The organism is Paenarthrobacter nitroguajacolicus, from assembly GCF_031455195.1.
In the GTDB taxonomy this organism is placed as follows: domain Bacteria; phylum Actinomycetota; class Actinomycetes; order Actinomycetales; family Micrococcaceae; genus Arthrobacter; species Arthrobacter nitroguajacolicus_D.
On record NZ_JAVDSH010000001.1, the window covers coordinates 358,687 to 381,911 of the forward strand.

The 23,225-nt window shown below is 63.3% G+C and carries 21 protein-coding genes; 7 read left to right on the forward strand and 14 right to left on the reverse strand.

Translation table 11 applies throughout. From position 1 onward, the window contains the following. Positions 1-41 precede the first annotated feature (41 nt). Complete coding sequence (locus J2Y68_RS01710; RefSeq protein WP_309988897.1) at positions 42-986, forward strand: COX15/CtaA family protein; 945 nt, start codon at positions 42-44, stop codon at positions 984-986. Here the strand turns inward: J2Y68_RS01710 and J2Y68_RS01715 are convergent. The 5 genes from J2Y68_RS01715 to J2Y68_RS01735 form a co-directional block, all read right to left on the reverse strand. Then, on the reverse strand, positions 983-2,950 hold the full coding sequence (locus tag J2Y68_RS01715; RefSeq protein ID WP_309988899.1) for an ATP-binding cassette domain-containing protein: 1,968 nt from the start codon (positions 2,948-2,950) through the stop codon (positions 983-985). The genes J2Y68_RS01710 and J2Y68_RS01715 overlap by 4 nt on opposite strands. Next, positions 2,947-4,056 carry a peptidoglycan-binding domain-containing protein gene (locus J2Y68_RS01720; protein ID WP_309988900.1) on the reverse strand — a complete coding sequence of 370 codons (1,110 nt, stop codon included), beginning with the start codon at positions 4,054-4,056 and terminating at the stop codon, positions 2,947-2,949. Before J2Y68_RS01720 ends, J2Y68_RS01715 begins: the two co-directional genes overlap by 4 nt. 22 nt (positions 4,057-4,078) lie before the next feature. Continuing rightward, a complete protein-coding gene (locus J2Y68_RS01725; RefSeq protein WP_309988902.1) occupies positions 4,079-4,969 on the reverse strand; it encodes a hypothetical protein in 891 nt (296 codons plus the stop codon). 22 nt (positions 4,970-4,991) lie between these two features. Continuing rightward, positions 4,992-5,372 carry a peptidase inhibitor family I36 protein gene (locus J2Y68_RS01730; RefSeq protein WP_211712633.1) on the reverse strand — a complete coding sequence of 127 codons (381 nt, stop codon included), beginning with the start codon at positions 5,370-5,372 and terminating at the stop codon, positions 4,992-4,994. Between the two features lie 267 nt (positions 5,373-5,639). Next, complete coding sequence (locus J2Y68_RS01735; RefSeq protein WP_211712632.1) at positions 5,640-6,602, reverse strand: heme o synthase; 963 nt, start codon at positions 6,600-6,602, stop codon at positions 5,640-5,642. A 435-nt stretch (positions 6,603-7,037) separates the two neighbouring features. On the opposite strand from J2Y68_RS01735, the gene tkt reads away from it, so the two are divergent. Genes tkt through pgl form a run of 6 tightly spaced genes read left to right on the forward strand, consistent with a single transcriptional unit; the run spans position 7,038 to position 15,261 of the window. After that, positions 7,038-9,155 carry a transketolase gene (gene tkt, locus J2Y68_RS01740; protein ID WP_309989891.1) on the forward strand — a complete coding sequence of 706 codons (2,118 nt, stop codon included), beginning with the start codon at positions 7,038-7,040 and terminating at the stop codon, positions 9,153-9,155. Positions 9,156-9,186: 31 nt separating this feature from the next. Beyond that, on the forward strand, positions 9,187-10,305 hold the full coding sequence (gene tal, locus J2Y68_RS01745; protein ID WP_309988905.1) for a transaldolase: 1,119 nt from the start codon (positions 9,187-9,189) through the stop codon (positions 10,303-10,305). Positions 10,306-10,311: 6 nt separating this feature from the next. Continuing rightward, complete coding sequence (locus tag J2Y68_RS01750; RefSeq protein WP_309988908.1) at positions 10,312-11,943, forward strand: glucose-6-phosphate isomerase; 1,632 nt, start codon at positions 10,312-10,314, stop codon at positions 11,941-11,943. A gap of 15 nt (positions 11,944-11,958) precedes the next feature. After that, positions 11,959-13,515: a glucose-6-phosphate dehydrogenase gene (gene zwf / locus J2Y68_RS01755; protein ID WP_211712629.1), complete on the forward strand. Its 1,557-nt coding sequence runs from the start codon at positions 11,959-11,961 to the stop codon at positions 13,513-13,515. Next, on the forward strand, positions 13,512-14,453 hold the full coding sequence (locus J2Y68_RS01760; protein WP_211712628.1) for a glucose-6-phosphate dehydrogenase assembly protein OpcA: 942 nt from the start codon (positions 13,512-13,514) through the stop codon (positions 14,451-14,453). The genes zwf and J2Y68_RS01760 overlap by 4 nt, the downstream gene beginning before the upstream one ends. Continuing rightward, positions 14,443-15,261, forward strand: coding sequence for a 6-phosphogluconolactonase (gene pgl, locus J2Y68_RS01765; RefSeq protein WP_309988913.1), 819 nt, complete (start codon positions 14,443-14,445; stop codon positions 15,259-15,261). The genes J2Y68_RS01760 and pgl overlap by 11 nt, the downstream gene beginning before the upstream one ends. Here pgl and J2Y68_RS01770 read toward each other — a convergent pair. From J2Y68_RS01770 to rapZ, 9 genes are all read right to left on the reverse strand, one after another. Next, the gene (locus J2Y68_RS01770; RefSeq protein WP_309988915.1) at positions 15,214-15,609 is read right to left on the reverse strand and encodes an RNA polymerase-binding protein RbpA; all 396 of its coding nucleotides are present in this window, start codon (positions 15,607-15,609) and stop codon (positions 15,214-15,216) included. The two genes, pgl and J2Y68_RS01770, sit on opposite strands and share 48 nt — an antisense overlap. A 163-nt stretch (positions 15,610-15,772) precedes the next feature. Continuing rightward, positions 15,773-16,030 carry a preprotein translocase subunit SecG gene (gene secG / locus J2Y68_RS01775; RefSeq protein ID WP_211712625.1) on the reverse strand — a complete coding sequence of 86 codons (258 nt, stop codon included), beginning with the start codon at positions 16,028-16,030 and terminating at the stop codon, positions 15,773-15,775. A gap of 36 nt (positions 16,031-16,066) precedes the next feature. Beyond that, positions 16,067-16,882 (reverse strand): triose-phosphate isomerase, encoded by an 816-nt coding sequence (gene tpiA, locus J2Y68_RS01780; RefSeq protein WP_309988918.1) that lies wholly within the window; start codon positions 16,880-16,882, stop codon positions 16,067-16,069. A gap of 75 nt (positions 16,883-16,957) precedes the next feature. After that, positions 16,958-18,184, reverse strand: a complete 1,227-nt coding sequence (locus J2Y68_RS01785; protein ID WP_309988921.1) for a phosphoglycerate kinase — start codon at positions 18,182-18,184, stop codon at positions 16,958-16,960. A 9-nt stretch (positions 18,185-18,193) separates the two neighbouring features. Continuing rightward, positions 18,194-19,204 carry a type I glyceraldehyde-3-phosphate dehydrogenase gene (gene gap, locus J2Y68_RS01790; protein WP_024821016.1) on the reverse strand — a complete coding sequence of 337 codons (1,011 nt, stop codon included), beginning with the start codon at positions 19,202-19,204 and terminating at the stop codon, positions 18,194-18,196. A 270-nt stretch (positions 19,205-19,474) separates the two neighbouring features. Beyond that, positions 19,475-20,098 (reverse strand): superoxide dismutase, encoded by a 624-nt coding sequence (locus J2Y68_RS01795; protein WP_211712622.1) that lies wholly within the window; start codon positions 20,096-20,098, stop codon positions 19,475-19,477. Positions 20,099-20,272: 174 nt separating this feature from the next. Continuing rightward, entirely contained in the window at positions 20,273-21,253 is a 981-nt protein-coding gene (gene whiA / locus J2Y68_RS01800; RefSeq protein WP_235521726.1) for a DNA-binding protein WhiA, read from the reverse strand. Between the two features lie 9 nt (positions 21,254-21,262). Continuing rightward, positions 21,263-22,279 carry a gluconeogenesis factor YvcK family protein gene (locus J2Y68_RS01805; RefSeq protein ID WP_309988925.1) on the reverse strand — a complete coding sequence of 339 codons (1,017 nt, stop codon included), beginning with the start codon at positions 22,277-22,279 and terminating at the stop codon, positions 21,263-21,265. After that, entirely contained in the window at positions 22,279-23,199 is a 921-nt protein-coding gene (gene rapZ / locus J2Y68_RS01810; RefSeq protein WP_211712619.1) for an RNase adapter RapZ, read from the reverse strand. Before rapZ ends, J2Y68_RS01805 begins: the two co-directional genes overlap by 1 nt. Positions 23,200-23,225: the final 26 nt, after the last annotated feature.

Below are 23,225 nucleotides of genomic sequence, written 5' to 3' on the forward strand. Positions count from 1 at the left end.
GCGTGTCAACCAACAATGCAGAACTGAGAAGTGAGAAAACTGTGAGCACGGCTTCGCGCCTCCCGAAAACCGTCCAGCGCCTGACGTCCAAGCTGCCGACCGAGGTCAACAAGACGGTCCGCCGTCTCGCCCTGTTCTCGCTCATTGGGCAGACAGTCCTGGTTGTCACCGGTGGCGCAGTCCGCCTTACAGCTTCCGGCCTGGGCTGTCCCACCTGGCCCCGATGCACCAGTGACTCGCTGGTGAACACGCCGGAAATGGGTGTTCACGGGTTCATCGAGTTCGGCAACCGACTGCTGACCTTCGCCCTCGCTGCCGTTGCGGCACTGATGTTGGTGTACTTGTGGAACCTTCGCAGGGAGCGCCGCGACCTTTTCCTGCTGGCATTGGGACTTCTGGCCAGCATCCCGGCTCAGGCAATCATCGGGGGTATCACTGTCCTGTCCGGCCTGAACCCCTGGGTGGTGGGCCTGCACTTCCTGGTCTCCATGGCGTTGGTGGTTCTCTCTACCCTGCTGGTCAACCGGGCTTACGGCCGCACCGGCAAGTTCATGAACCGCACCCTGCCTGTCCTGCCGACCGTGGCCCGTCCGCTCATGCTCGCTGTTGCTGTGTTCTCGGCGCTGTCCGTCATGCTGGGCGTCGTAGTCACAGGAGCGGGACCGCACGCCGGCGACGCCGATGCGCCACGCAACGACCTTGACTGGGACCTTTTCTCGCACATCCACGCCGTCCCCGCCTACCTGATCACCGGCGGAACCCTTTTCGCACTCTACTTGGTGTTCCGGCACAAGCTTGTTGGACCGTTCCGGACGGCGACATACCTCCTCTTGGGCGTGACCTTGCTCCAGGCCGTCATCGGCTTTACCCAGTACTACAACGGTATTCCTGCCCTGCTGGTGGGCGCCCACATGCTTGGCGCTGCGGTGCTGATGAGCGCCTCAACCAATGCGGCCGACGTCGCACGTTCCAGCCCGCAGCGTTAGCTGCGGATGAGCTGGGCGGGGTTCGCCCGCGACGCCACCACTGCCGGATAGACCGCTGACAGGGTACCGCTCAGCAGACCCGCCGCGATACCCAGGATGGCCGCATCCGCCGGTATAACGGGCAGCCAGCCCTCGTTCGCCGAATAGGCAAGGGCAGCGCCCATTCCTGCGGCGGCGCCGGCAACCCCGCCCAGCGTACCCACCAACGCACCCTCCACCAGAAACATGGACGCCAAGGCGCCCCTGCGCATACCGAGGGCCAGCCTCAACGCTATCTCCTGCGTTCGTGCCAGGACCCCCACATACATTGTTGTGCCTGCGCTCAAGCTTGCGATTGCCAGGAGAATTACCGAAACCATCGCAACCATTCGACCCAGGTCAGTGTTAATCCCGTGTTTGAGCTCCCTGAGGTCAGCAACGGTCTGCACCTCGACTGCTTCCGGTGATGCGGGACTCAGGGCCTTGGGGAGCGCTTCTGCTATGGCCGCCGGCGCGCCCGTGCGGGTACGAAGGACCAGGGTGGCAGCCATCTTGTGTGAAGCAATTGGATACGACCCAACGCCCACCACCACAGCGCCACCCAAAACGGGGTCGCGTCCTGGGTTGTTGATGATTCCCACCACTGATACGGGTTGCCCATAGAGCCAGACCACGACGCCGGGGCCGGGCTTCGCTACGCCCAGTTGACGCGCTGCGTCCCGGCCCAGGAATGCCACCGGTGCCCCGAATGAATGGTCAAGCAGAGCGACATCACCGTAGGAAACGTGGGCCCCCTGCAGGCGGACGTAAGCGGCGTCTGCAATGAGGACTGCACCACTGAATGGAGGTGCTTCCGGGACGGAGCCCGGCCGGAACGTCGAAGGCTGTGCCTCGCTGGCCGGGATTTCGGCGACCACGCCGGCATCGGTGACCCCGGGAAGCAGGCTCGATTCCATCAGATCCGTCGACACAGCCGCCCAGGAATCGTAACCGCCCACCCGTGTGGCCCGGACTTCATCATTGGCCGCTGCGTTTATGCGTGCGGAAACCTTGACGGCGGCACTTTCGCTGAGACTGACGGCCGCGACCAGCCCACCAGTGCCCAAAAGGAAAGCAAGAACCAACAGCAGGGCCTTGGCTGGGCGTGTGGTCAGGGCAGACAGCGCGTCAGCGACAAGGTCGATGACCTCATGCCTGCGACGCCGGTCCAGGATGGGACGATGTTCGCCGGCTGTGAAGTGATTCTGTCCACCCTGTTCTGCAGGGAAAACGGGCCCCGTGTCGTCAATAATGCGTCCGTCCCGCATGGTGATGGTTCGGTCCGCGGATGCTGCGATGCCAGGGTCATGCGTGACCACGACTACCGTGGTGCCGCCCTTCTGTAGCTGCCGTAGGTGATCCACCACCACGCGTCCGTTGGCGGTGTCCAGGCTTCCGGTGGGTTCATCGGCCAGAACCACGGTGGGCGCGCCGATGACCGCGCGTGCAATGGCCAGGCGTTGCCGCTCCCCACCGGAGAGCAAGGAGGCGGGGGTTTGTGTCCTGTCCTCCAAGCCGAACCTGCGCAGGGCGGGAATAACCAAGCGCTTCTGCTCTTTCCAGGCAACTCCCCGAGAGCGAAGCCCCAGAACTGCGTTTCTGGCAGCGGCGTCCCGTCCCACCATGTGGGACTCCTGAAAAATGAACCCGAAGGTCCTTGCCCGGAGTTCCGCCCGCTGCCTGATCGGCAGAACGCCGACATCGGCGCCCATCACTACATACGTTCCGCCAGTCGGCGCGTCCAGCAAACCCAGGATGTTGAGCAGGGTCGATTTGCCGGAGCCAGAGGGCCCGACGATAGCCACGAATTCCCCTGCCCGAATGTCCAGGTTCACGTCTTCCACGGCTTTGGCCCCGGGAAACTCCCGGCTGACATGCCGCAGGGAGATCAGGGGGTCCTCCCCGAGCGGGGCGATGCTGGGCGCGAGCTGCCCTTTGGCGCTCACGGCAGCAGAACCTTGTCGCCTACGGCGATGCCTTGGACGTCGGCCAACGCGGCCCAACCCTCAGCCTGGGCTGTCACTGTGACGTCTATCCGTTTCGAACCCTCTTCCGTGCCGAGTTGGACATAGGCGATTCCCGACTCCTGTCGAATGGCGATGAGCGGCACCGCGAGCGACTGGGCCGGCACGCTTCCGGACGTCGCCGTGACGGACTGCCCGGGTGCCAAGCCAACGGTCCCCGAAGGGATGGAAAATGTAATGTCCATCCCCGGCACAACATTGTTGCCGCTGTCACCCTCAGTGAATGCGCCGGCAGCCGTCACCAAGGTATTCACACTTACCGTTCCTGCCCTGACGGTCACTGAGGATCCGACGGCGAAGCTCCCGGCCTGGAGCACGGTGGCCCTGGCTACGATCGTGTCTTCGGCTATGGAGATCTGTGCCACCACGCCATCCTCTGCGAGCACGGCGCCAGTCGCGGCAATCGAAGCAACTCTTCCTGTATCACCCGGAACCTGAACGAAGTCCCGCCAACGAAACATCACTGCGGGTGCGGACTTGTTGCTTGCGTCGACGTTGGATGACGTGGGGGCGGAGAAGCCCGCGGCCTTGTACCAGGCCTCAAGGGCATCTTGGGTCTGCTGGTCAAAGATTCCGGTTGCCTTCACCGCAAACCCGAACCCAGCCAGGCTCTCTTGCAGCGCCCGGACGTCCGGGCCGGAGTCGCCAGCCACCAGGTCCCGATACATCGGAACGTTGGCAGGCATCACCAGAAGGGGACGCCCGGATACGACAGCCAGCAACTCACCTGGCGCCACGGAATCTCCCACGGCCTTGGGTGTGGAAGTCAGGACCAGCCTGTCTATCCCATCGGAAAGACTCGCGGTGACTGGCGACGTTTTGCCGGCCACCACTTTCCCGGCAACAGTGACTTGTTGGGCCACAGCCCGGCGCTCGATGGTGGCCGACACGGGAATCACCTCAGGGGTGTCCTGAGTCGAGGTTGCCATGGAAGCAGCTTGCGAGCCGGCCCAATAGGCAGCAAACATCCCTGACAACGCTACGACACCTGCGACCACCACAAGCCACCAGCGGGGTACGCGTTTCATGGCGGGGCCGTCGAGTCTCGTCTCAGAGCCGCGCATCGGCCACGCCGTGGTCGCGAAGAACCTGTTTGGCTCTCTCAACAGCCGCCGCCTTCTGTTCAGCCAGGACGTTGAGCTCGGCCTGATGGCCTTTCATCAAGGCCGCTTGGTACTGCGCGAAAATGTCATATGGCTTTCTGGCGCCCCCACTGGATTCCTTGCAGTCAACGTCGAGTACCGCCACACGGATTTCATCTTCCTTGGAACCACCCGAGGCGACAGTCCAGGTGTCGCCAGCCACCAGTTTCAGGCCCTTCTCAGCCAGACACCGCTGCCAGTCTTCTCGATACGCCAGATATTCCGGGTCACGGGCCGTGAGCCCCACGGCGTCCTGGGTAATCTGTTGCTGGACTGACAAATCACCGGCCAAGCCTTCAAGGAATTCCGGGAACCCGGCCCGCCCCACAGTGTTGCTGCACTTGGTTTCTGCCTGCTGGTGCTCGGCGCTGAGGGCGGGCCGGTCGGGCTGTTCTGGCATTACGCCGGCAACCTTGCGGATCTCGGGCTTGACGCCGTTTTTTGCGGCCAGTGTCTTGGACCATTGCCCGTATCGACGGTCTTGAAGCCCTTTGCCGTCACCACCCCAAGGGGCCACGGTGAATCCGGCGTCCTCAACGCAGTCGTAGATCAGGAATGCCACCGCGGAATTGACCAGGACGTTCTCCCGGTCGGAGTACCAGTAGGCACTCATCGGGAGCACGACCTCTCCCGTGGCCTCATTGAGGACCGCACGCGCACCTGCTCCTGCTGCGCGATCCACAACAGGAAGGTTTGACGTTGACGTTGGCGCGGCCGGGGCTTGGCCCACGGGCGAACAGGCTGTGACGATGACCGAAACCACCAGCATCGTCACAGCACTGCCTACGGCTTGAAGCATGGTCGTTGCACTGCGCAATCCGTCAGCCCCAGACGCTCGTGATTTCGTCGTCCCAGTTCCTGCCGGCCACCATGGCACTGCCCCTCAGGTCGTTCATGGCGTTCCCGCCCCGGAAGATGATGCTGTACCCGGAGAAGTTGTCATCAACGTAGAAATAGACGTACGGAGAAGCTGGATCGGCGGGTGGCCCTACCACCAGGGAACTTGCCTTATCGTTCGCTGCCGTTCCGACGTTGGAGGTCACCCATCCGAAGGTTCGCTGCGTTCCTGTAAACCAATAGTCGTCGTAGAGGCATACCCTTGCCGTGGAGCATGCCGGGGCGGCCTGGGCGGCGGAAACGCCCGTCAGGACCGAAGCCCCTGCAATGGTCATCACTCCGGCAGTACGCAATAGCTTCTTCATTGCTTCCCCAAATCTTGGTCGGAAATGGAACAGCTTTGTTCCGCTTCGAACGGTAGGGGATATGTTGCGACACCTAGTCGGACTCCAGCACAACTAGGTGGTGTCGACGCTGAAAATGAGTGCTGGGAGCCCTGAACTAGGTGTTGAAGGAAGCCGCGTAGGTGGTATGAGCAGGCGTGGTGCGGTGGGTAAAAGCAAAAGGCACGACGCCGCACCCGGGTAAGTGGCGGCGTCGTGCCTTTGCGTTGGGCTAGCTGAAGAGTCGGCTTAGCCGCCGATAAGCGGTGAACCAATGAAGGGATCGACTGCCAGCGCGATGAACAGCAGGGTCAGGTAGCTGATGGAACCGTGGAAGACCTTCATGGCTCCCTTGTTGGAGACGTCGCCGCCCTGCGCACGCTTGTAGAGGGCGTGGCTCTCGTACAGGAACCAGGCACCGGCAGCGACGGCAGCAATGGTGTAGACCCAGCCGGCTCCACCGACAGGAATCATCAAGAGCGAACAGGCGACCATCGCCCAGGCGTAAAGAACTACCTGTACGGAGACCACCTTGGCGCCGGCGATGGCTCCGAGCATGGGCACGTTTGCGTTCCGGTAGTCCTCGCCGTAGCGCATGGACAGTGGCCAGTAGTGCGGGGGCGTCCAAAGGAAGATGACCATGAAGAGGACGATCGCCGGCCACTCGACGGTGTTGGTGACAGCAGCCCAGGCGATGAGGACCGGGAAGCAACCGGCCGCGCCGCCCCAGACAATGTTCTGGGCAGTCCGGCGCTTAAGGATCATGGTGTAGATCACCACGTAGAAAACGATGGCACCCAGGCCCAGCCATGCGGACAACGGGTTCGCGCCGAACCAGAGGATCGCGATGGAAGCGGCACCGAGGATCCAGGCGAAGACCAGGGCTTCCCGGGGAGTCACTTCACCGGTGACCAGCGGACGCTTCTCGGTCCGGTGCATCAGCTTGTCAATGTCGCGGTCGATATAGCAGTTGAAAACCCCGGCACTGCCAGCTGCGAATGCGCCACCGACCAAAGTGGCCAGGATCAGACCGATGGAAGGGAATCCCCGCTGCGCGAAGATCATGGTGGGCAGCGTGCTGACCAGCAGAAGTTCGATGACACGGGGTTTGGTCAGAGCCAGATACGCCTTGAATTTACGGGACATTCCAATGCTTCCCCGGGCCGGGGACGCGTTGACGGGCGTATCAGTTGTGCTCACGGCGGCAGTCACTCTGTTCTATGCTCTGGGGTTCTCGCAGCGGCTGCCGTCCCGGTTTTCGAAAGCAAACACGGGCGCATGAACCGCTGGTGGCCTCCAAATATCATACCGTGGCCGGAAGTGGCCCAATGTCCGCAAAATTCGTCAATGTTTCCGAAACTTCACTCCCGCGCCGGGCCATCGTGATTCATATAAGGGAATTTCTGTCCAGTTAGTGGGATTCCCTGAGTTGCATGACACGTTTAGGGCTAAGCTGGTGAGCAGATCAGCACACGTTGACCATCCGGGAAACCGTATTCTCGGATATCCGTGCGTCTGGATGAGAGATCAACGTTTCAATGGTGAACGGCTGGTAGACACATTGCAGCGGGCGCCATCCTGTGCTTCCTGCGTGCTGTCCGTACGCCTGCCGTCAGCACAGAGAGGGGCTCGGTTTTCGTGCCACATTTGGAAGAGCAAGAACTGTCATGGACCGATCTGGACAAGAAGGCTGTTGACACCGTTCGCGTGTTGGCCGCCGACGCCGTGGAGAAGGTCGGCAACGGCCACCCTGGTACGGCAATGAGCTTGGCTCCGGCAGCGTACCTGCTGTTCCAGAAGCTGATGCGCCACGACCCCAAGAACCCAGACTGGATTGGCCGCGACCGGTTCGTCCTGTCCCCCGGCCACACCTCGCTGACCCTCTACATCCAGCTTTTCCTTTCCGGTTATGGCCTGGAATTGAAGGATCTTGAGGCGCTGCGCACTTGGGGTTCGTTGACCCCGGGCCACCCCGAGTACAAGCACACCGCCGGTGTGGAAATCACCACCGGTCCGCTCGGCCAGGGCCTCGCGTCCGCCGTCGGGTTCGCCTACTCACAGCGCCGCCAGCGCGGCCTCTTCGACGCCGATGCTCCCGCCGGCGAATCGCCGTTCGACCACACCATCTGGGTTATCGCATCCGACGGCGACCTCCAGGAAGGCGTCACGTCCGAGGCTTCCTCGCTGGCCGGACACCAGGAACTGGGCAACCTCGTAGTGATCTACGACGAGAACCACATTTCCATCGAAGATGACACCGACATTGCCTTCACCGAGGACGTACTCAAGCGTTACGAGGCCTACGGCTGGCACACCCAGCGCGTCGACTGGACCAAGACCGGCGACTACGTCGAGGACGTCCAGGAGCTCTACTCGGCACTGCAGGCTGCCAAAGCTGAGACGAACAAGCCGTCCATCATCTCGCTGCGCACCATCATTGGCTACCCGGCACCGAAGAAGCAGAACACCGGCAAGATCCACGGCTCCGCCCTCGGTGCCGAGGAAGTCGCAGCCCTGAAGACTGTGCTCGGTTTCGATCCGGCAAAGTCCTTCGACGTTGACGAGGAAGTCCTGGCGCACGCCCGCAAGGTCCTGGACCGCGGCGCTGAGTCGCGTGCTGCCTGGCAGAGCTCGTTCGAAGCATGGCAGGCCGCCAACCCGGACGCTGCTGCACTGCTTGAGCGCGTTGAAGCCAAGAAGCTCCCCGTCGGCATTGATGCTGCACTGCCGGTGTTCGAAGCCGGCAAGGACGTTTCCACCCGTGCCGCCTCGGGCAAGGTCCTGAACGCGATCGGCCCTGTCCTGCCTGAACTCTGGGGCGGCTCCGCTGACCTTGCCGAGTCGAACAACACCACCATCGAAGACTCGCCGTCGTTCATCCCGACGTCGCGTTCCACCGATGCCTGGAAGGGCAACCCCTACGGACGTGTCCTGCACTTCGGTATCCGTGAGCACGCTGCCGCGTCGATCGTGAACGGTATCTCCCTGCACGGCCGCACCCGCGCCTTCTCGGGCACGTTCCTGATCTTCAGCGACTACCAGCGCCCTGCCATCCGCCTCGGCGCCCTCATGGGTGTTCCGTCCCTGTATGTCTGGACACACGATTCCATCGGCCTGGGCGAAGACGGACCCACCCACCAGCCCGTGGAGCAGCTCGCGACCCTCCGCGCCATCCCGGGCCTGGACGTTGTCCGCCCGGGCGACGCCAACGAGGTCTCGGCAGCATGGAAGGCCATGCTGGAAAACCACGAGAACCCGGCCGGCATTGTGCTGACCCGCCAGAACATCCCCACCTATGCCCGCGGCGAAGGTGAGGCTGCAGGTGACACCTTCGGTTCCACTGCAGGTGTTGCCAAGGGCGGTTACGTCCTTGCCGAAGCCTCCAAGGACGGCGAAACGGTTGACCCGCAGGTGATCCTGATCGGCACCGGTTCAGAGGTCCAGCTCGCCGTCGCTGCCCGCGAAGCCCTCCAAGCCGAAGGCATCGCAGCCCGCGTGGTTTCCATGCCCTGCGTTGAATGGTTCAACAAGCAGGACGAGGGCTACCGCGAGTCCGTGCTCCCCGCCGCCGTGAAAGCCCGCGTTTCTGTTGAAGCCGGCCTTGCACTCGGCTGGCGCGAATTCGTCGGCGACGCCGGCCGTTCGATCTCCCTGGAACACTTCGGCGCCTCGGCCGACTACAAGCGGCTCTTCAACGAATTCGGCATCACCGCCGAAGCCGTCGCGGCCGCAGCCAAAGACTCCCTCGCAGACTCGAACGCATAACAGTCTGCTCCCCTCTCACAGGAGAAAAAACATGTCTAGCACTCCCACGCAGCAGCTCTCTGATGCCGGCGTTTCCATCTGGCTCGATGACCTCTCCCGCACCCGCCTGGACACTGGCACCCTGCAGAAGCTCATCGACGAAAAGAACGTCGTTGGTGTGACCACCAACCCGTCCATCTTCCACGCCGCCATCACCGCCGGCACGGACTACGACGCCACTATCGCAGCGCAGGCTGCCGCGGGCGCCAGCGTTGAAGAGACCATCTTCGAGATCACCACTACGGACGTCGCTGACGCCTGCGATCTCTTCGCGCCGATCGCCGCCGCCACCAATGGTGTGGACGGCCGCGTCTCCATCGAGGTGGACCCCCGCCTTGCCTGGGACACTGCCGGCACCATTGCCGAGGCCAAGCACCTCTACGCAAAGGTCAACAAGGACAACGTCCACATCAAGATTCCGGCAACCCTGGAAGGCCTCGAAGCCATCACGGCAACCCTGGCCGAGGGAATCAGCGTCAACGTGACCCTGATCTTCTCCTTGGAGCGCTACCGCGCGGTCATCAATGCCTTCCAGTCCGGCCTTGAGCAGGCCAAGGAGAACGGCCACGACCTCTCCAAGATCCACTCCGTGGCTTCCTTCTTCGTTTCCCGCGTTGACTCCGAGATCGACAAGCGCCTCGATGCCATCGGCACAGACGAAGCCAAGGCACTCAAGGGCAAGGCGGGCGTCGCCAACGCCCGCTTGGCCTACCAGGTCTACGAAGAACTCTTCTCCACCGAGCGCTGGGCTGTCCTGGCCGAGGCCGGAGCCCTGCCCCAGCGCCCGTTGTGGGCCTCCACCGGCGTCAAGGACCCGGCCTACCCGGACACCCTTTACGTGACCGAGCTCGTCGCCGCCGGAGTGGTCAACACCATGCCGGAGAAGACGCTCGACGCTACGTTCGATCACGGCGTCGTCACCGGTGACACCATCACCGGCACCTACGACGAAGCGAACGAGACCCTCAATGCCCTCGAAGCACTGGGAGTCTCCTACAACGACGTCGTCACCCTCCTGGAGACCGAAGGCCTCGAGAAGTTCGTTGGCTCCTGGAAGGAACTCCTCGCCGACGTCGAAGGCGCACTCGTCACCGCACGGAAGGCTTCCTAACCCACTATGAGCACAATCAGCTACGACGCCAGCGGTGCCGCCCAGCAGGCCATCGCCCAGCACATCGACGGCCTGGTCGAAGAAAAGATCGCCACGAGGATATTCGCCAAGGACCACACCCTGTGGGGCCCGGATGCGGAGTCCGAGTCGGCGATCCGCCTCGGCTGGGTAGAAGCCGCCACCGTGTCCCAGGCCTTGGTCGGGGACATCCTGGAACTTCGTGATTCCCTCCGCGCCGAAGGCGTCTCACGCATTGTCCTCTGTGGCATGGGTGGATCGTCCTTGGCTCCCGAGGTTATTGCCGGCACCGCAGGCGTCGAGCTGACCGTGCTGGACAGCACCGACCCCGAACAGGTCAGTGCTGCCCTGGCTGACCGGCTGGAGGAAACGGCCATCGTCGTTTCCTCCAAGTCCGGCTCCACCGTGGAAACCGATTCGCAGCGACGCGTGTTCGAGAAAGCGTTCACTGACGCCGGTATCGATGCCAAGAGCCGCATCATCATCGTCACCGATCCTGGTTCGCCCCTGGACAAGGCCTCCCGCGAGGCAGGCTACCGCGCGGTGTTCAACGCCGATCCCAACGTGGGCGGACGCTTCTCCGCACTCACCGCCTTCGGCCTGGTCCCTTGTGGCCTCGCCGGAGTAGACATCCAGGCGTTCCTGGACGAAGCGGAAGAAGCTGCCGAGATCCTCAACGAGGATTCGGCAGACAACATCGGCCTGGCCCTGGGCATCGCCCTGGGCGGCACTAACCCACTCCGCAACAAGATCGTCATTGCCGAGGACGGTTCCGGCATCGTCGGCTTCGCCGATTGGGCCGAACAGCTCATTGCCGAGTCGACCGGCAAGCTGGGTACCGGTGTCCTGCCGGTCGTTGCCGGTCCAGAGTCCCCTGAGGCCCTGAACGGAGCCGAGGACGTCCTGGTGGTGCGACTGGTCGGTGCGGATGCCGACGTCGAACTTCGCGAAAACGAGGTCGCAATCGCCGGTGGCCTGCCTTCCCAGATGTTCGTCTGGGAGTTTGCCACGGCAGTTGCCGGCCGCCTCCTGGGAATCAACCCCTTTGACCAGCCCGACGTCGAAGCCGCCAAAGTGGCAGCCCGTGGCCTGCTTGATGCCCGCCCGGAGCCCACACCGGCCGCTTTCACGGACGGTGTGGTGGAAGTGCGCGGTGGTGACTGGCTCGGTTCTGCTGCGACCGTGGCCGAAGCCGTGCAGGCGCTCCTCGAACAGCTCGGCGCGGACGGCTACCTGAGCGTCCAGGCGTACCTGGATCGCATTTCCTACGCCCCCCTTGAGGGGATCCGGGATGAGCTTGCCGCTGTGAGCGGCCGCCCGGTCACGTTCGGCTGGGGTCCCCGGTTCCTTCATTCCACCGGCCAGTTCCACAAGGGCGGACCGGCCATCGGCGTTTTCCTGCAGGTCACTGCCGCCGCTTCCACCGATCTCGAAATCCCGGAGCGCCCGTTCACGTTCGGGCAGCTCATCGCCGCGCAGGCATCGGGTGACGCCCAGGTCCTTGAAGGACACGGCCGTCCTGTGCTGCGCCTGCACCTCACCGAGCGCGCCGCAGGTGTAGCGCAGCTCCAGGACGTCGTCGCTGCGCTTGCCGGCCAGGCCAGCGCACTCGAAAGCTAAGGCACAAAACACAACATGCCAGAAACTGAAAACGGCAGGAAGAACGCTGGCCTGCGGAACCCCTTGCGGGATCCGCGGGACCGGCGCCTGAACCGCATCGCCGGGCCTTCGTCGTTGGTGTTCTTCGGAGTCACCGGCGACCTCGCCCGTAAGAAGCTCATGCCCGCGGTCTACGACCTCGCCAACCGTGGCTTGCTCCCTCCGAGCTTTGCCCTGGTGGGTTTTGGTCGCCGTGAGTGGGATAACGCCGAATTTGCGGCCGAGGTCAAGGAAAACGTCAAGGCGCACGCCCGGACGAAGTTCGATGAAGCGGTCTGGGAGCAGCTTGCCTCCGGTATCCGCTTTGTTCAGGGCGAGTTCGACGACGACGACGCCTTCGAGCGCCTCGGTGATGTACTGGATGAGCTCGATGAAACCCGTGGGACCCGCGGTAACCACGGCTTCTACCTGTCCATCCCGCCCAAGGCGTTCGAGCAAGTCTGCCGGCAGCTTTCCAAGCACGGCCTGGCCCAGGCCAAGCCGGGCCAGTGGCGCCGAGTAGTTATCGAGAAGCCGTTCGGCCATGACCTGGAATCCGCTCGGCAGCTGAACGACATTGTCGAATCAGTGTTCCCGCCGGACGCCGTATTCCGGATCGACCACTACCTGGGCAAGGAGACGGTACAAAACATCCTTGCACTGCGCTTCGCGAACCAGTTGTTCGAGCCGCTCTGGAACGCCAACTACGTGGACCACGTCCAGATCACCATGGCCGAGGACATCGGCACCGGTGGGCGTGCAGGCTACTACGACGGCGTGGGTGCGGCCCGTGACGTCATCCAGAACCATCTGCTGCAGTTGCTCGCCCTGACCGCGATGGAAGAGCCGATCTCGTTCAACGCCGATGACCTGCGTGCTGAGAAGGAGAAGGTCCTCGCCGCGGTCAAGCTGCCCGATGACCTCTCCACGCACTCCGCGCGTGGCCAGTTCACCGGTGGTTGGCAGGGCGGCGAGAAAGTCCTCGGTTATCTGGACGAGGACGGTATCCCCGCGGACTCCAAGACGGAAACCTACGCGGCGATCCGGGTGGATATCAACACCCGACGCTGGAACGGCGTTCCGTTCTATTTGCGTGCCGGCAAGCGCCTGGGCCGTCGTGTCACCGAAATCGCCGTGGTGTTCAAGCGTGCACCAAACCTTCTGTTCCGTGACCACGGTGAGGACGACTTCGGCCAGAACGCCGTGGTCATCCGCGTGCAGCCCGATGAGGGCGCCACGATCCGTTTCGGGTCAAAGGTACCGGGCACGCAAATGGAAGTCCGTGATGTCACCATGGACTTTGGTTATGGGCACTCGTTCACGGAGTCCAGCCCCGAAGCGTATGAACGCCTCATCCTGGACGTTCTCCTGGGCGAGCCGCCCCTGTTCCCCCGCCATCAGGAAGTCGAACTTTCCTGGAAGATCCTTGACCCGTTCGAGGAATACTGGGCCGGGCTCGATGAACAACCGCAACCCTACGCACCCGGCAGCTGGGGACCGGCCTCGGCCGATGCCCTGCTGGCCCGTGACGGACGAACCTGGAGAAGGCCATGATCGTAGATCTTCCCGATACCACCACTTCCAAGGTCTCCAAGAAGATCACGTCGCTGCGCGAGCAAGGCGGCGTGATCGCCTTGGGCCGTGTCCTGACCTTGGTGGTCGTGACGAAGTCGGGGCTCGAAGAGGAGGCCATCGAGGCCGCCAACGAAGCCAGCCGGGAACACCCCTGCCGGATCATCGTCCTCGCCGACGCCGGCGCTGAAGGCCCGGACCGCTTGGACGCGCAGATCCGCGTGGGCGGCGACGCCGGTGCCTCCGAAGTCATCGTCCTGCGCGGCCACGGCCACATGGCCCACGAAAGCGAATCGCTCGTGGCGGCCCTGCTGCTTCCGGATGCCCCGATCGTTGCCTGGTGGCCGCACGGTGCACCGGAAAGCGCGTGTGAGACCTCGATTGGCCGCATCGCGCACCGCCGGATCACGGATTCGGCCAACGAACCGGACCCTCGCCTGGCGCTGGAAAACATCCGGTCCACCTACAAGGCCGGTGACACCGACCTCGCTTGGACCCGACTGACCAACTGGCGCATGCAGCTGGCCGCTGTGTTTGACCAGGTGGACGGTGACCCTGTTTCGGCTGTTGCGGTGGAGGGAGCCTCGGATTCTCCCAGTACGTTGTTGCTCGCTGCCTGGCTGAGCCTTGCCTTGCAGGCACCTGTCACGATTGTGGCGGATCCCGCAGGCACGGGCATCCGACGTGTCCGACTGACCCGAGCCAGCGGCGATGTGCAGTTGTTCCGTCCCGGCCTGTCCGTGGCTGAACTGACGCAGCCGGGACAGCCAGCGCAGCGGATCACGCTCCCCCGTCGGAGCCTCAAGGACTGCTTGGCCGAGGAACTGCGTCGGCTTGATCCCGACGAAGTCTTCGGAGAAGTGATTACGATGGGACTGCCACTTACCAGCCAGAGGAGAGTCCAGACCAGTGCACGCTGAGCCAAGAGTAAGCATCCACCCCGACTCGAAGGTGCTGATGGCTGCCATTGCGGCCCGCCTCATCACCAAGCTTGTGGATGTCCAGGACAAACACGGCGAAGCCACGGTAGTCCTGACGGGCGGCACTGTTGGCATTGGAACGTTGAAGGCAGTAGCCGACTCGGCTGCGGCTCCGGCAGTGGACTGGTCCAAGGTCAACTTCTGGTGGGGCGATGAGCGTTTCGTTGCTGCTAACAGCGATGACAGGAACACGCGCCAGGCGCACCAGGCGCTTTTGTCGCACCTGGACGTGGATCCGACACGCATACACGAACCTGGATCGGCGGACCAGTTCGCTTCCGCGGAGGAAGCAGCTGCTGCCTACGCCGATGAATTGAAGGCTGCCGCGGAGGCGGAGCACGCAGCGGACATGTCCGATGACAGGCCGGAACACCCAGGCGTACTCCCCCGCTTCGACATCCTCCTTCTTGGTGTTGGCCCGGACGCGCACGTAGCGTCACTGTTCCCCGAACAGGCCGGCATTCGCGAGAAAAAGCGCACGGTGGTGGGCGTCGTGAACTCCCCGAAGCCGCCGCCGTCGCGGATTTCACTGACGCTTCCGGCCATCAACACCGCCCAGGAAATCTGGATGGTCGTGGCAGGTGAGGACAAGGCCGGAGCGGTAGGGCTCGCCCTTGCCGGCGCCAACCCCGTCCAGGTCCCGGCAGCGGGCCCTGTGGGCCGTTCGCGGACTCTGTGGCTTATTGACGAGAATGCAGCGTCACGCGTCCCCCAGCAACTCGTCCGGAAGGACCCCGCGGGCGCGTAACCGCTCCAACGCTCCGGCCAGGACCACTTCGGCGTCCTGGCTGGAGCGTCTCTCTTTAACGTAATCCAAGTGGGACTTGAAGATTTCGTCCTCAGGCCGCGACGATGCCGGGTGACTGGGATCCCTTGAAGCAGGCAGTCCACATTTGGGGCAATCCCACGCCTTGGGTATCTGCTCGTCCGGTAGTTTGAGGAAGACCAGCTGGGTTTCGTGTCCCTTGGCGCACCAGTATGGGACCCGGATACGGGGCAGCTGTTGCCCTTCGCCGTGGTCGCTCTGATTTCTGGGTTCGGATCCTTGGGTGACCCCCACTCGGGTGCCCCGGTAACCTGGCGTGCCATGAACCATTTTCGAACCCCTAGCGAGTCGGTGGTCGGCCGTCACGGCCCTGCGGCCTCGCGGCCAACACGGCCATTCTAATGCGGGGAGCCCGACGGCGGCACTGCTGTTTGGTGCGGGGCAAGAAAAAAGGGGAGGTTCCTGTGAAGGAACCTCCCCTTGCCAGGAACGACTAGGAGTCGCCGCCCGAAGCAAAACGCATGATCAGGCCCAAGCCAATGATGACTACGCCCCAGGTAATTCCGAGAATGATGGTGAAGCGGTTCAGGTTGCGCTCGGCAACACCTGAGGAGCTCAGACCTGAACTCATTCCACCACCGAACATGTCGGACAGACCGCCGCCACGTCCCTTATGCAGGAGGATGAGCAGCGTCAGCAGGAGGCTGGTGATGCCCAGCAGGATCTGCAGAATGACTTGAAGAACGTCCACGACGGCCTTTCGAAGAAGCGGAAATCGGGAGCCGGACTAGTCAGTGACCAGGTGGTTCTCGAACCTGACAATGTTAGCAAACTCCGCGGGGTCCAGGCTGGCGCCACCCACAAGCAAACCGTCGACGTCGCTTTCTGCCATGATTGCCGCGGCGTTGTTGGCCTTGACGGAACCGCCATACAGCAACCGTGTCTTGGACGCGACCGTTTCGTCAAAGAGCACGGCAAGTTCGGCACGGATGGCAGCACACATTTCCTGGGCATCCTCAGGACCGGCTACTTCCCCGGTTCCAATGGCCCAGACGGGCTCGTAGGCTACTACAAGCTCAGCCGCCTGCTCGGCCGCAAGACCCTCAACACCGGCCCTCAACTGGGCCAGCGTGTGCTCAACGTGTGTTCCGGCCTGGCGGACTTCCAGGCCCTCTCCCACGCAGAGCACCGGAGTGAGGCTATGGCGGAAGGCTGCCTTGACCTTGGCGTTGAGGACTTCGTCGGATTCGCTGTGGATGGTGCGGCGTTCACTGTGTCCCACCAGGACGTAGGCGCAGCCCAGCTTGTTGAGGAACTGTCCGGAGATGTCTCCGGTGTAAGCACCGGAGTCGAACTGGGACAGGTCCTGGCCGCCGTAGACAACGTCCAGGTCGTCACCCTGCACCAAGGTTTGGACGCCGCGGAGATCGGTGAACGGAGGGAAGACGGCCACCTCCACCCGGTTGTAGTCGTGCTTGGCATCGGACAGGGTCCAGGCAAGCTTCTGCAGCAAGGTGATGCCCTGGACGTGGTCCATGTTCATCTTCCAGTTGCCGGCGATGAAGGGCTTGCGGACGAAGTTGCCGTTGGCAGAGGTAGTCACATGAACTCCAAAGATTACGTTGAGATGTGGAACGGCCGGCAGGACGCATGCGCGTCCTGCCGGCCGGTTTGGTGCTTAGCGGTCCAGGACGCTGAGCCCGGGAAGTTCCTTGCCTTCAAGGTATTCCAGGCTGGCGCCGCCACCGGTTGAGATATGGCCGAACTGTGAATCGTCGAAGCCGAGGGTCCGAACCGCGGCCGCGGAGTCGCCGCCTCCAACAACTGTGAAGGCCACAGTGTCTGTGAGTGCCTGCGCGATGGCACGGGTGCCACTCGAGAAGGCCTCGAATTCGAACACGCCCATGGGGCCGTTCCAGAACACGGTCTTGGCCCCTTCGATGTGGGCGGCGAAAGCCGACGCGGTTTCCGGGCCGATGTCCAGGCCGATGCCGGAAGCACCGAAAGTGCTCTCCTCAATGGCATCTGCCCTGACAACCTCGTGGTCGGCATCCGCTGCGAAACGGCTGGCGACCACCACGTCAGTAGGGACCACAAACGACGTTCCGGCGTCGGCGGCACGGTTGAGGTAGTCCTGGACGACAGGGATCTGGTCTTCCTCAAGGAGGCTGCCGGCAACCTTGTGCCCGGCCGCAGCCAGGAAGGTGAACAGCATGCCGCCGCCAACCAGGATGGTGTCGGCCTTGCCCAGCAGGTTGTTGATGACAGCCAGCTTGTCCGAGACCTTGGAGCCGCCGAGGACCACGACGTAAGGGCGCTGCGTGTCGGTGGTCAGTTTTCGGAGAACCTCGACCTCGGTGTGGACGAGGTCGCCCAGGTACGACGGCAGCCGCGTAGCGACGTCGTAGACGCTGGCGTGCTTGCGGTGCACGGCGCCAAAAGCATCGTCCACGAATGCGCCGTTGTCACCTGTCAGGGCCACGAGTTCGTCAGCAAACGCGCCGCGCTCGGCGTCGTCCTTGCTGGTTTCCCGTGCATCGAAGCGTACGTTTTCCAGGACAAGCACGTTACCGTCCTGCAGGCCGCTGGCCAGCTCCTTGGCGGAGGCGCCGACGGTATCCTTGGCGAGCTGCACGGAGAAGTCCGCGAGTTCAGCCAAGCGGTCCGCTGCGGGCTTCAGGGAGTACTTTTCCTCGGGAGCACCCTTGGGGCGGCCGAGGTGGGCGGTTACGAGCACACGGGCACCGGCGTCCGAGAGCTTCTTGAGGACCGGCAGGGACGCTTTGATGCGGCCGTCGTCGGTCACTGTAGAGCCGTCGAGCGGCACATTCAGGTCACTTCTGACCAGAATGTACCGCCCGCGGACACCTTCAGCGATGAGTTCGTTGAGGGTGTGAGATGTCATGTGTCTACCCTAGCCCAGCTTGGATGCGACGAGCTCCGTGAGGTCTACGAGGCGGTTGGAGTAACCCCACTCGTTGTCATACCAGGAAACAACCTTGACCTGGTTGCCAATGACCTTGGTGAGGCCGGAGTCGAAGATGGACGACGCCGGGTCGCCAACGATGTCCGAGGAGACGATCGGGGCGTCCGTGTAGGACAGGATGCCTGCCCACTGCTCGGACTCTGCTGCGGCCTTCACAGCGGCGTTGACTTCCTCGACCGTTACTTCGCGGGAAACCGTAACCGTGAGGTCCGTTGCGGAGCCGGTGGGGACGGGAACGCGGATGGCGTAGCCGTCGAGCTTGCCCTTGAGCTCCGGCAGGACCAGGCCGATTGCCTTGGCGGCACCGGTGGAGGTGGGAACCATGTTGATGGCAGCAGCGCGGGCACGGCGGAGGTCGCCGTGCGGGCCGTCCTGCAGGTTCTGGTCGGCCGTGTAGGCGTGCACCGTGGTCATGAGGCCACGCTCGATGCCGAAGGCGTCGTTGACAACCTTGGCCAGCGGGCCGAGGCAGTTGGTGGTGCAGGACGCGTTGGAGATGATGTTGTGCGCTGCGGGGTCGTAGAGCTCGTGGTTCACGCCCATGACGATCGTGATGTCTTCGTCGCTGGCAGGTGCCGAGATGAGGACCTTCTTGGCTCCGGCGTCGATGTGCTTCTGCGCCGCGGCGGCCTTGGTGAAGAAGCCGGTGGACTCGATAACGATGTCCACGCCCAGCTCGCCCCACGGAAGGTTCGCGGGATCGCGCTCTGCCAGGACCTTGATCGACTTGCCGTCGACAACCAGGTTTCCATCGACAACTTCCACGGTCTGGGCGAGGCGTCCACCGACGGAGTCGTACTTCAGGAGGTGGGCGAGGGTCTCGGGGCTGGTGAGGTCGTTGACTGCGACGATCTCAAGGTCTGCGCCCTGGGCCAGTGCTGCGCGGAAGTAGTTGCGGCCGATGCGGCCGAAGCCGTTGATACCAATACGGGTGGTCACTATGTGTCAATCTCCTTGGTGCTCTTGCAAGCACGCCTAGTGAGTCGGATCAGATATTTCCAACTAACAGACCCCGCACGCCGTTGGGCAGAGGTGATTATCAGATCGGAGGGCGACCAGCCACGTTGCTGAAGGCTAACCGCCTTCCGTGATCCATCTTACGTTTAACTAAGCCTGCCCCCGCAACTGCGGAGGCAGGCTTTCCAGCATTTAGCCGGAATTCACGCTAAAAGTGACTTTTGTTACATCTGCGTGAACCGGAGCTCACCACTAGAGGACGATGAGGCCCGTGGCGTTGGTGCGTGCGGCTTCGAAGCGCTTGGCTACGTCTGCCCAGTTTGCGATGTTCCAGAATGCCTTGACGTAGTCAGCCTTGACGTTCACGTAGTCCAGGTAGAAGGCGTGCTCCCACATGTCCAGCATCAGCAGCGGAGTGGTGCCGAGTGCAACGTTGCCCTGCTGATCGTAAAGCTGCTCGATGACCAGGTTTCCACCGATGGGCTCGTAGGCCAGGAAAGCCCAGCCGGAACCCTGCAGGGCCAGTGCGGCAGCGCTGAACTGTGCACGGAAGGCATCGAACGAACCGAAAGCGTCGTCGATGGCTGCTGCGAGTTCGCCTTCAGGCTTGTCGCCACCGTCCGGGGAAATGTTGTTCCAGAAAACGGAGTGGTTGATGTGGCCACCGGTGTGGAACGCGAGGTCCTTGGAGAGGCGGTTGATGTTGGCGAAGTCGCCCTTGTCGCGTGCTTCAGCGAGCTGGGAGAGCGCGTTGTTGGCGCCTGCGACGTAGGCCGCATGGTGCTTGCTGTGGTGCAGCTCCATGATCTTTGCCGAAATGTGCGGCTCGAGTGCTGCGTAGTCGTAGCCGAGCTCGGGCAGAACGTACTCTGTCACGAAATCCTCCAATGTAATGGACTGAAGTCCGGGTTGGTAACTCTCGTTATTTCATCCGGCCAGCGGACCGGCCGGAAATCCTTGGCGAAGAAGCCTGCTCTTGCCTCCACCGGGAACAACCCGCGGGGCCCTCGCAGTATTTCCTCCGCACTTTTTCGATTCTATGGGTGCGGGCTACTCGTCCATCATTTCGGGAGTCACATTTGCCTCAGTGCCCGGGATACCCAAGTCCAACGCACGCTTGTCGGCCATGGCCAGCAGGCGGCGGATGCGGCCCGCAATGGCGTCCTTGGTCATGGGCGGATCAGCGAGCCGGCCCAATTCATCCAGGCTTGCCTGCTTGTGGGCAACACGGAGCTCCCCCGCGTACTTCAGGTGGTCCGGTACGTCGTCGCCCAGGATCTCCAGGGCGCGGTCCACCCTTGCGCCGGCCGCAACGGCGGCCTGGGCTGAGCGGCGCAGGTTGGCATCATCGAAGTTGGCAAGCCTGTTGGCCGTGGCCCTGACTTCCTTGCGCATCCGCCGTTCCTCCCAGACCATGAGTGCGTCATGGGCACCCATACGGGTCAGGAGGGTCGCGATGGTGTCGCCGTCACGGATCACCACGCGGTCCACACCACGCACTTCGCGGGCCTTGGCCTGGATCCCGAGCCGCCGGGCCGCACCCACCAGGGCAAGGGCCGATTCGGGTCCGGGACACGTCACCTCCAGGGATGAGGAACGTCCCGGCTCCGTCAGGGAACCGTGTGCGAGGAAAGCACCCCGCCAGACAGCCTCGGCGTCGGCTGCTGAACCGTTCACGACAACCGATGGGAGTCCCCGCACCGGCCGGCCCCGCCCATCCAAGAGGCCCGTCTGCCGGGCCAGGGCCTCGCCGTCCCGGACCACGCGGACAACGTAGCGGCTCCCCCGGCGCAGGCCACCACCGGAAACCACGATGATTTCGCTCTGGTGGCCGTAAACCTCGGCGATCGCGGCGCGCAGGCGCCGTGCCGTGGAGGCCAGGTCTACTTCGGCCTCAATGACGATGCGCCCTGAAATGATGTGCAAGCCGCCCGCAAAGCGCAGCATTGCTGAAACCTCGGCCTTGCGGACCGAAGATTTCTTGATGTCCAGCCGGGACAGTTCGTCCTTGACCGACGCAGTAAGTGCCATCGTGTGTTCCTAACTGTTCCCGAAAATATCGTGGTACGCCGCTGCCAGCAGCAATGGATCATGGACGGGGCGGCGCCTCGACGCCCCTACTCTACCCAACACCACTTCGGCACCGAGCATCCCGGCAGCCTTTTCGAAGGCCTTCAGATCCTGGATCGCAGCGGGGTCGGCAAGAACCACATCCACGCTGAACTCGGGTGCATAACGGCGCAGGACGTCCAAATGGTCAGCGGCCGTCATACCTGAGGTTTCCTTGGTCTCCACGTCCAGGTTCATGGTCAGGCAGCGCTTGGCCGCGGTGTCCCCGAGCGCTTGGCGAAGCTCAGGTAGCAGCAGATGCGGGAGCACCGAGGTGTACCATGAGCCGGGTCCAAGGATCACCCAGTCGGCCAGTTCGATGGCGGTAAGCGCTTCCGTGCAGGCGGGAGCCGCTTCGGGAAGGAGAGTGACATCCTCCAGTTTCCCCGCCACGGCGCATTTCGCCTGGCCCCGGACGGTCTGCAGTTCATAGCCGCCGCCCGGAAGCTGCACCCTTGCCTGGCCCTCAATGGTGAGGGGAACACTGGACATGGGCAGCACTTGCCCGCGGGCGCCGAGCAAGGCTCCCGCCCATTTCAGTCCGGCGACGGTGTCGCCAAGCAACTCCCACAGCGTGACGATGAGCAGGTTGCCCATGGCATGGTTGTCCAGCGACCCGCCCTTGGCAGAGCCGGCGTCGAAGCGGTGCTGCATGACATCGCGCCAGGTACGTCCCCAGTCGGTATCGTCGCAGAGCGCACTCAAAGCCATCCGCAGGTCCCCGGGCGGGAGGACGCCGTACTCGTCGCGGAGACGCCCGGACGAACCGCCGTCGTCCGCTACCGTGACGATTGCCGTCAGCTCGGAGGTAAGCAGCCGCAGGGCGGACAGTGACGCCGCCAGTCCGTGGCCGCCGCCCAAGGCGACCACCGACGGGCTTTTCTTCTGTTGGCTGCCGGGGACGCCCTTCGGGGGAATGAGCGGCAGCGGGCCCGTCAGGACCCCCACTATTCGCGCCCCAGGTCGCGGTGGGTGGTGGTAACGGTGACGCGGGGATACTGCGCCAGGCGCTTGGAAAGCTCGACGGCGACGGCCACCGAACGGTGCTTGCCTCCGGTGCAGCCCACAGCCAAGGTGGCGTAGTGCTTGTTTTCCTGGCGGTAGCCGTCCAGTACCGGCTCCAAGGCACTGACGTAGCGGTCAACGAACTCGTGGACGCCATCAGCGGCCAGGACGTAGTTGCTGACGTCCTCATCCAAGCCGGTGTGCGGCCGGAGTTGCGGAACCCAGTGCGGGTTGGGAATGAAACGCGCGTCGGCGACGAAGTTCGCGTCCACGGGCAGCCCGTACTTGAAGCCGAAGCTCATGACGTTCAACCGCAGGGTGACAGGTCCGGTGTCGCTGAACAGCTCGGTGATGGCCGTGGCAAGTCCGTGGACGTTGAACTCGGTGGTGTCCAGGACGACGTCAGCATGCTCGCGCAGTTCCCGCAGGACCTCGCGCTCGATACCGATGCCATCGAGGATCCGTCCGCCGCCCTGAAGCGGGTGGGGCCTGCGGCCTTGCTCGAAGCGGCGGACCAGCACTTCGTCGCTGGCGTCAAGGAACAACACCCGGAAAGTGATGCCTGTGGCGCTGAGCGCACCCAGGGCCGTCTGGATGTCGGTGAAGAGGTCCTTGCTGCGGACATCGACCACCACGGCCAGTTTAGGAATCGATTTGGGGGCGTGCGAAACGATTTCAGCCAGGGTGCCCAGCATTTGTGGGGGCAAGTTGTCCACGACATACCAGCCGTGGTCTTCCAAGGCATCGGAAGCCGTGCTGCGGCCAGCCCCTGACATGCCAGTGACTACCAGCAGCTCCGCCTCCGGTGGCTTGACGGGCGTGAGGCCGTCCTGCTCCGTGCCGGACCCTGTTGCCTCATCCATCAAGTGTTCCCCGTTCAGTTCGGAAT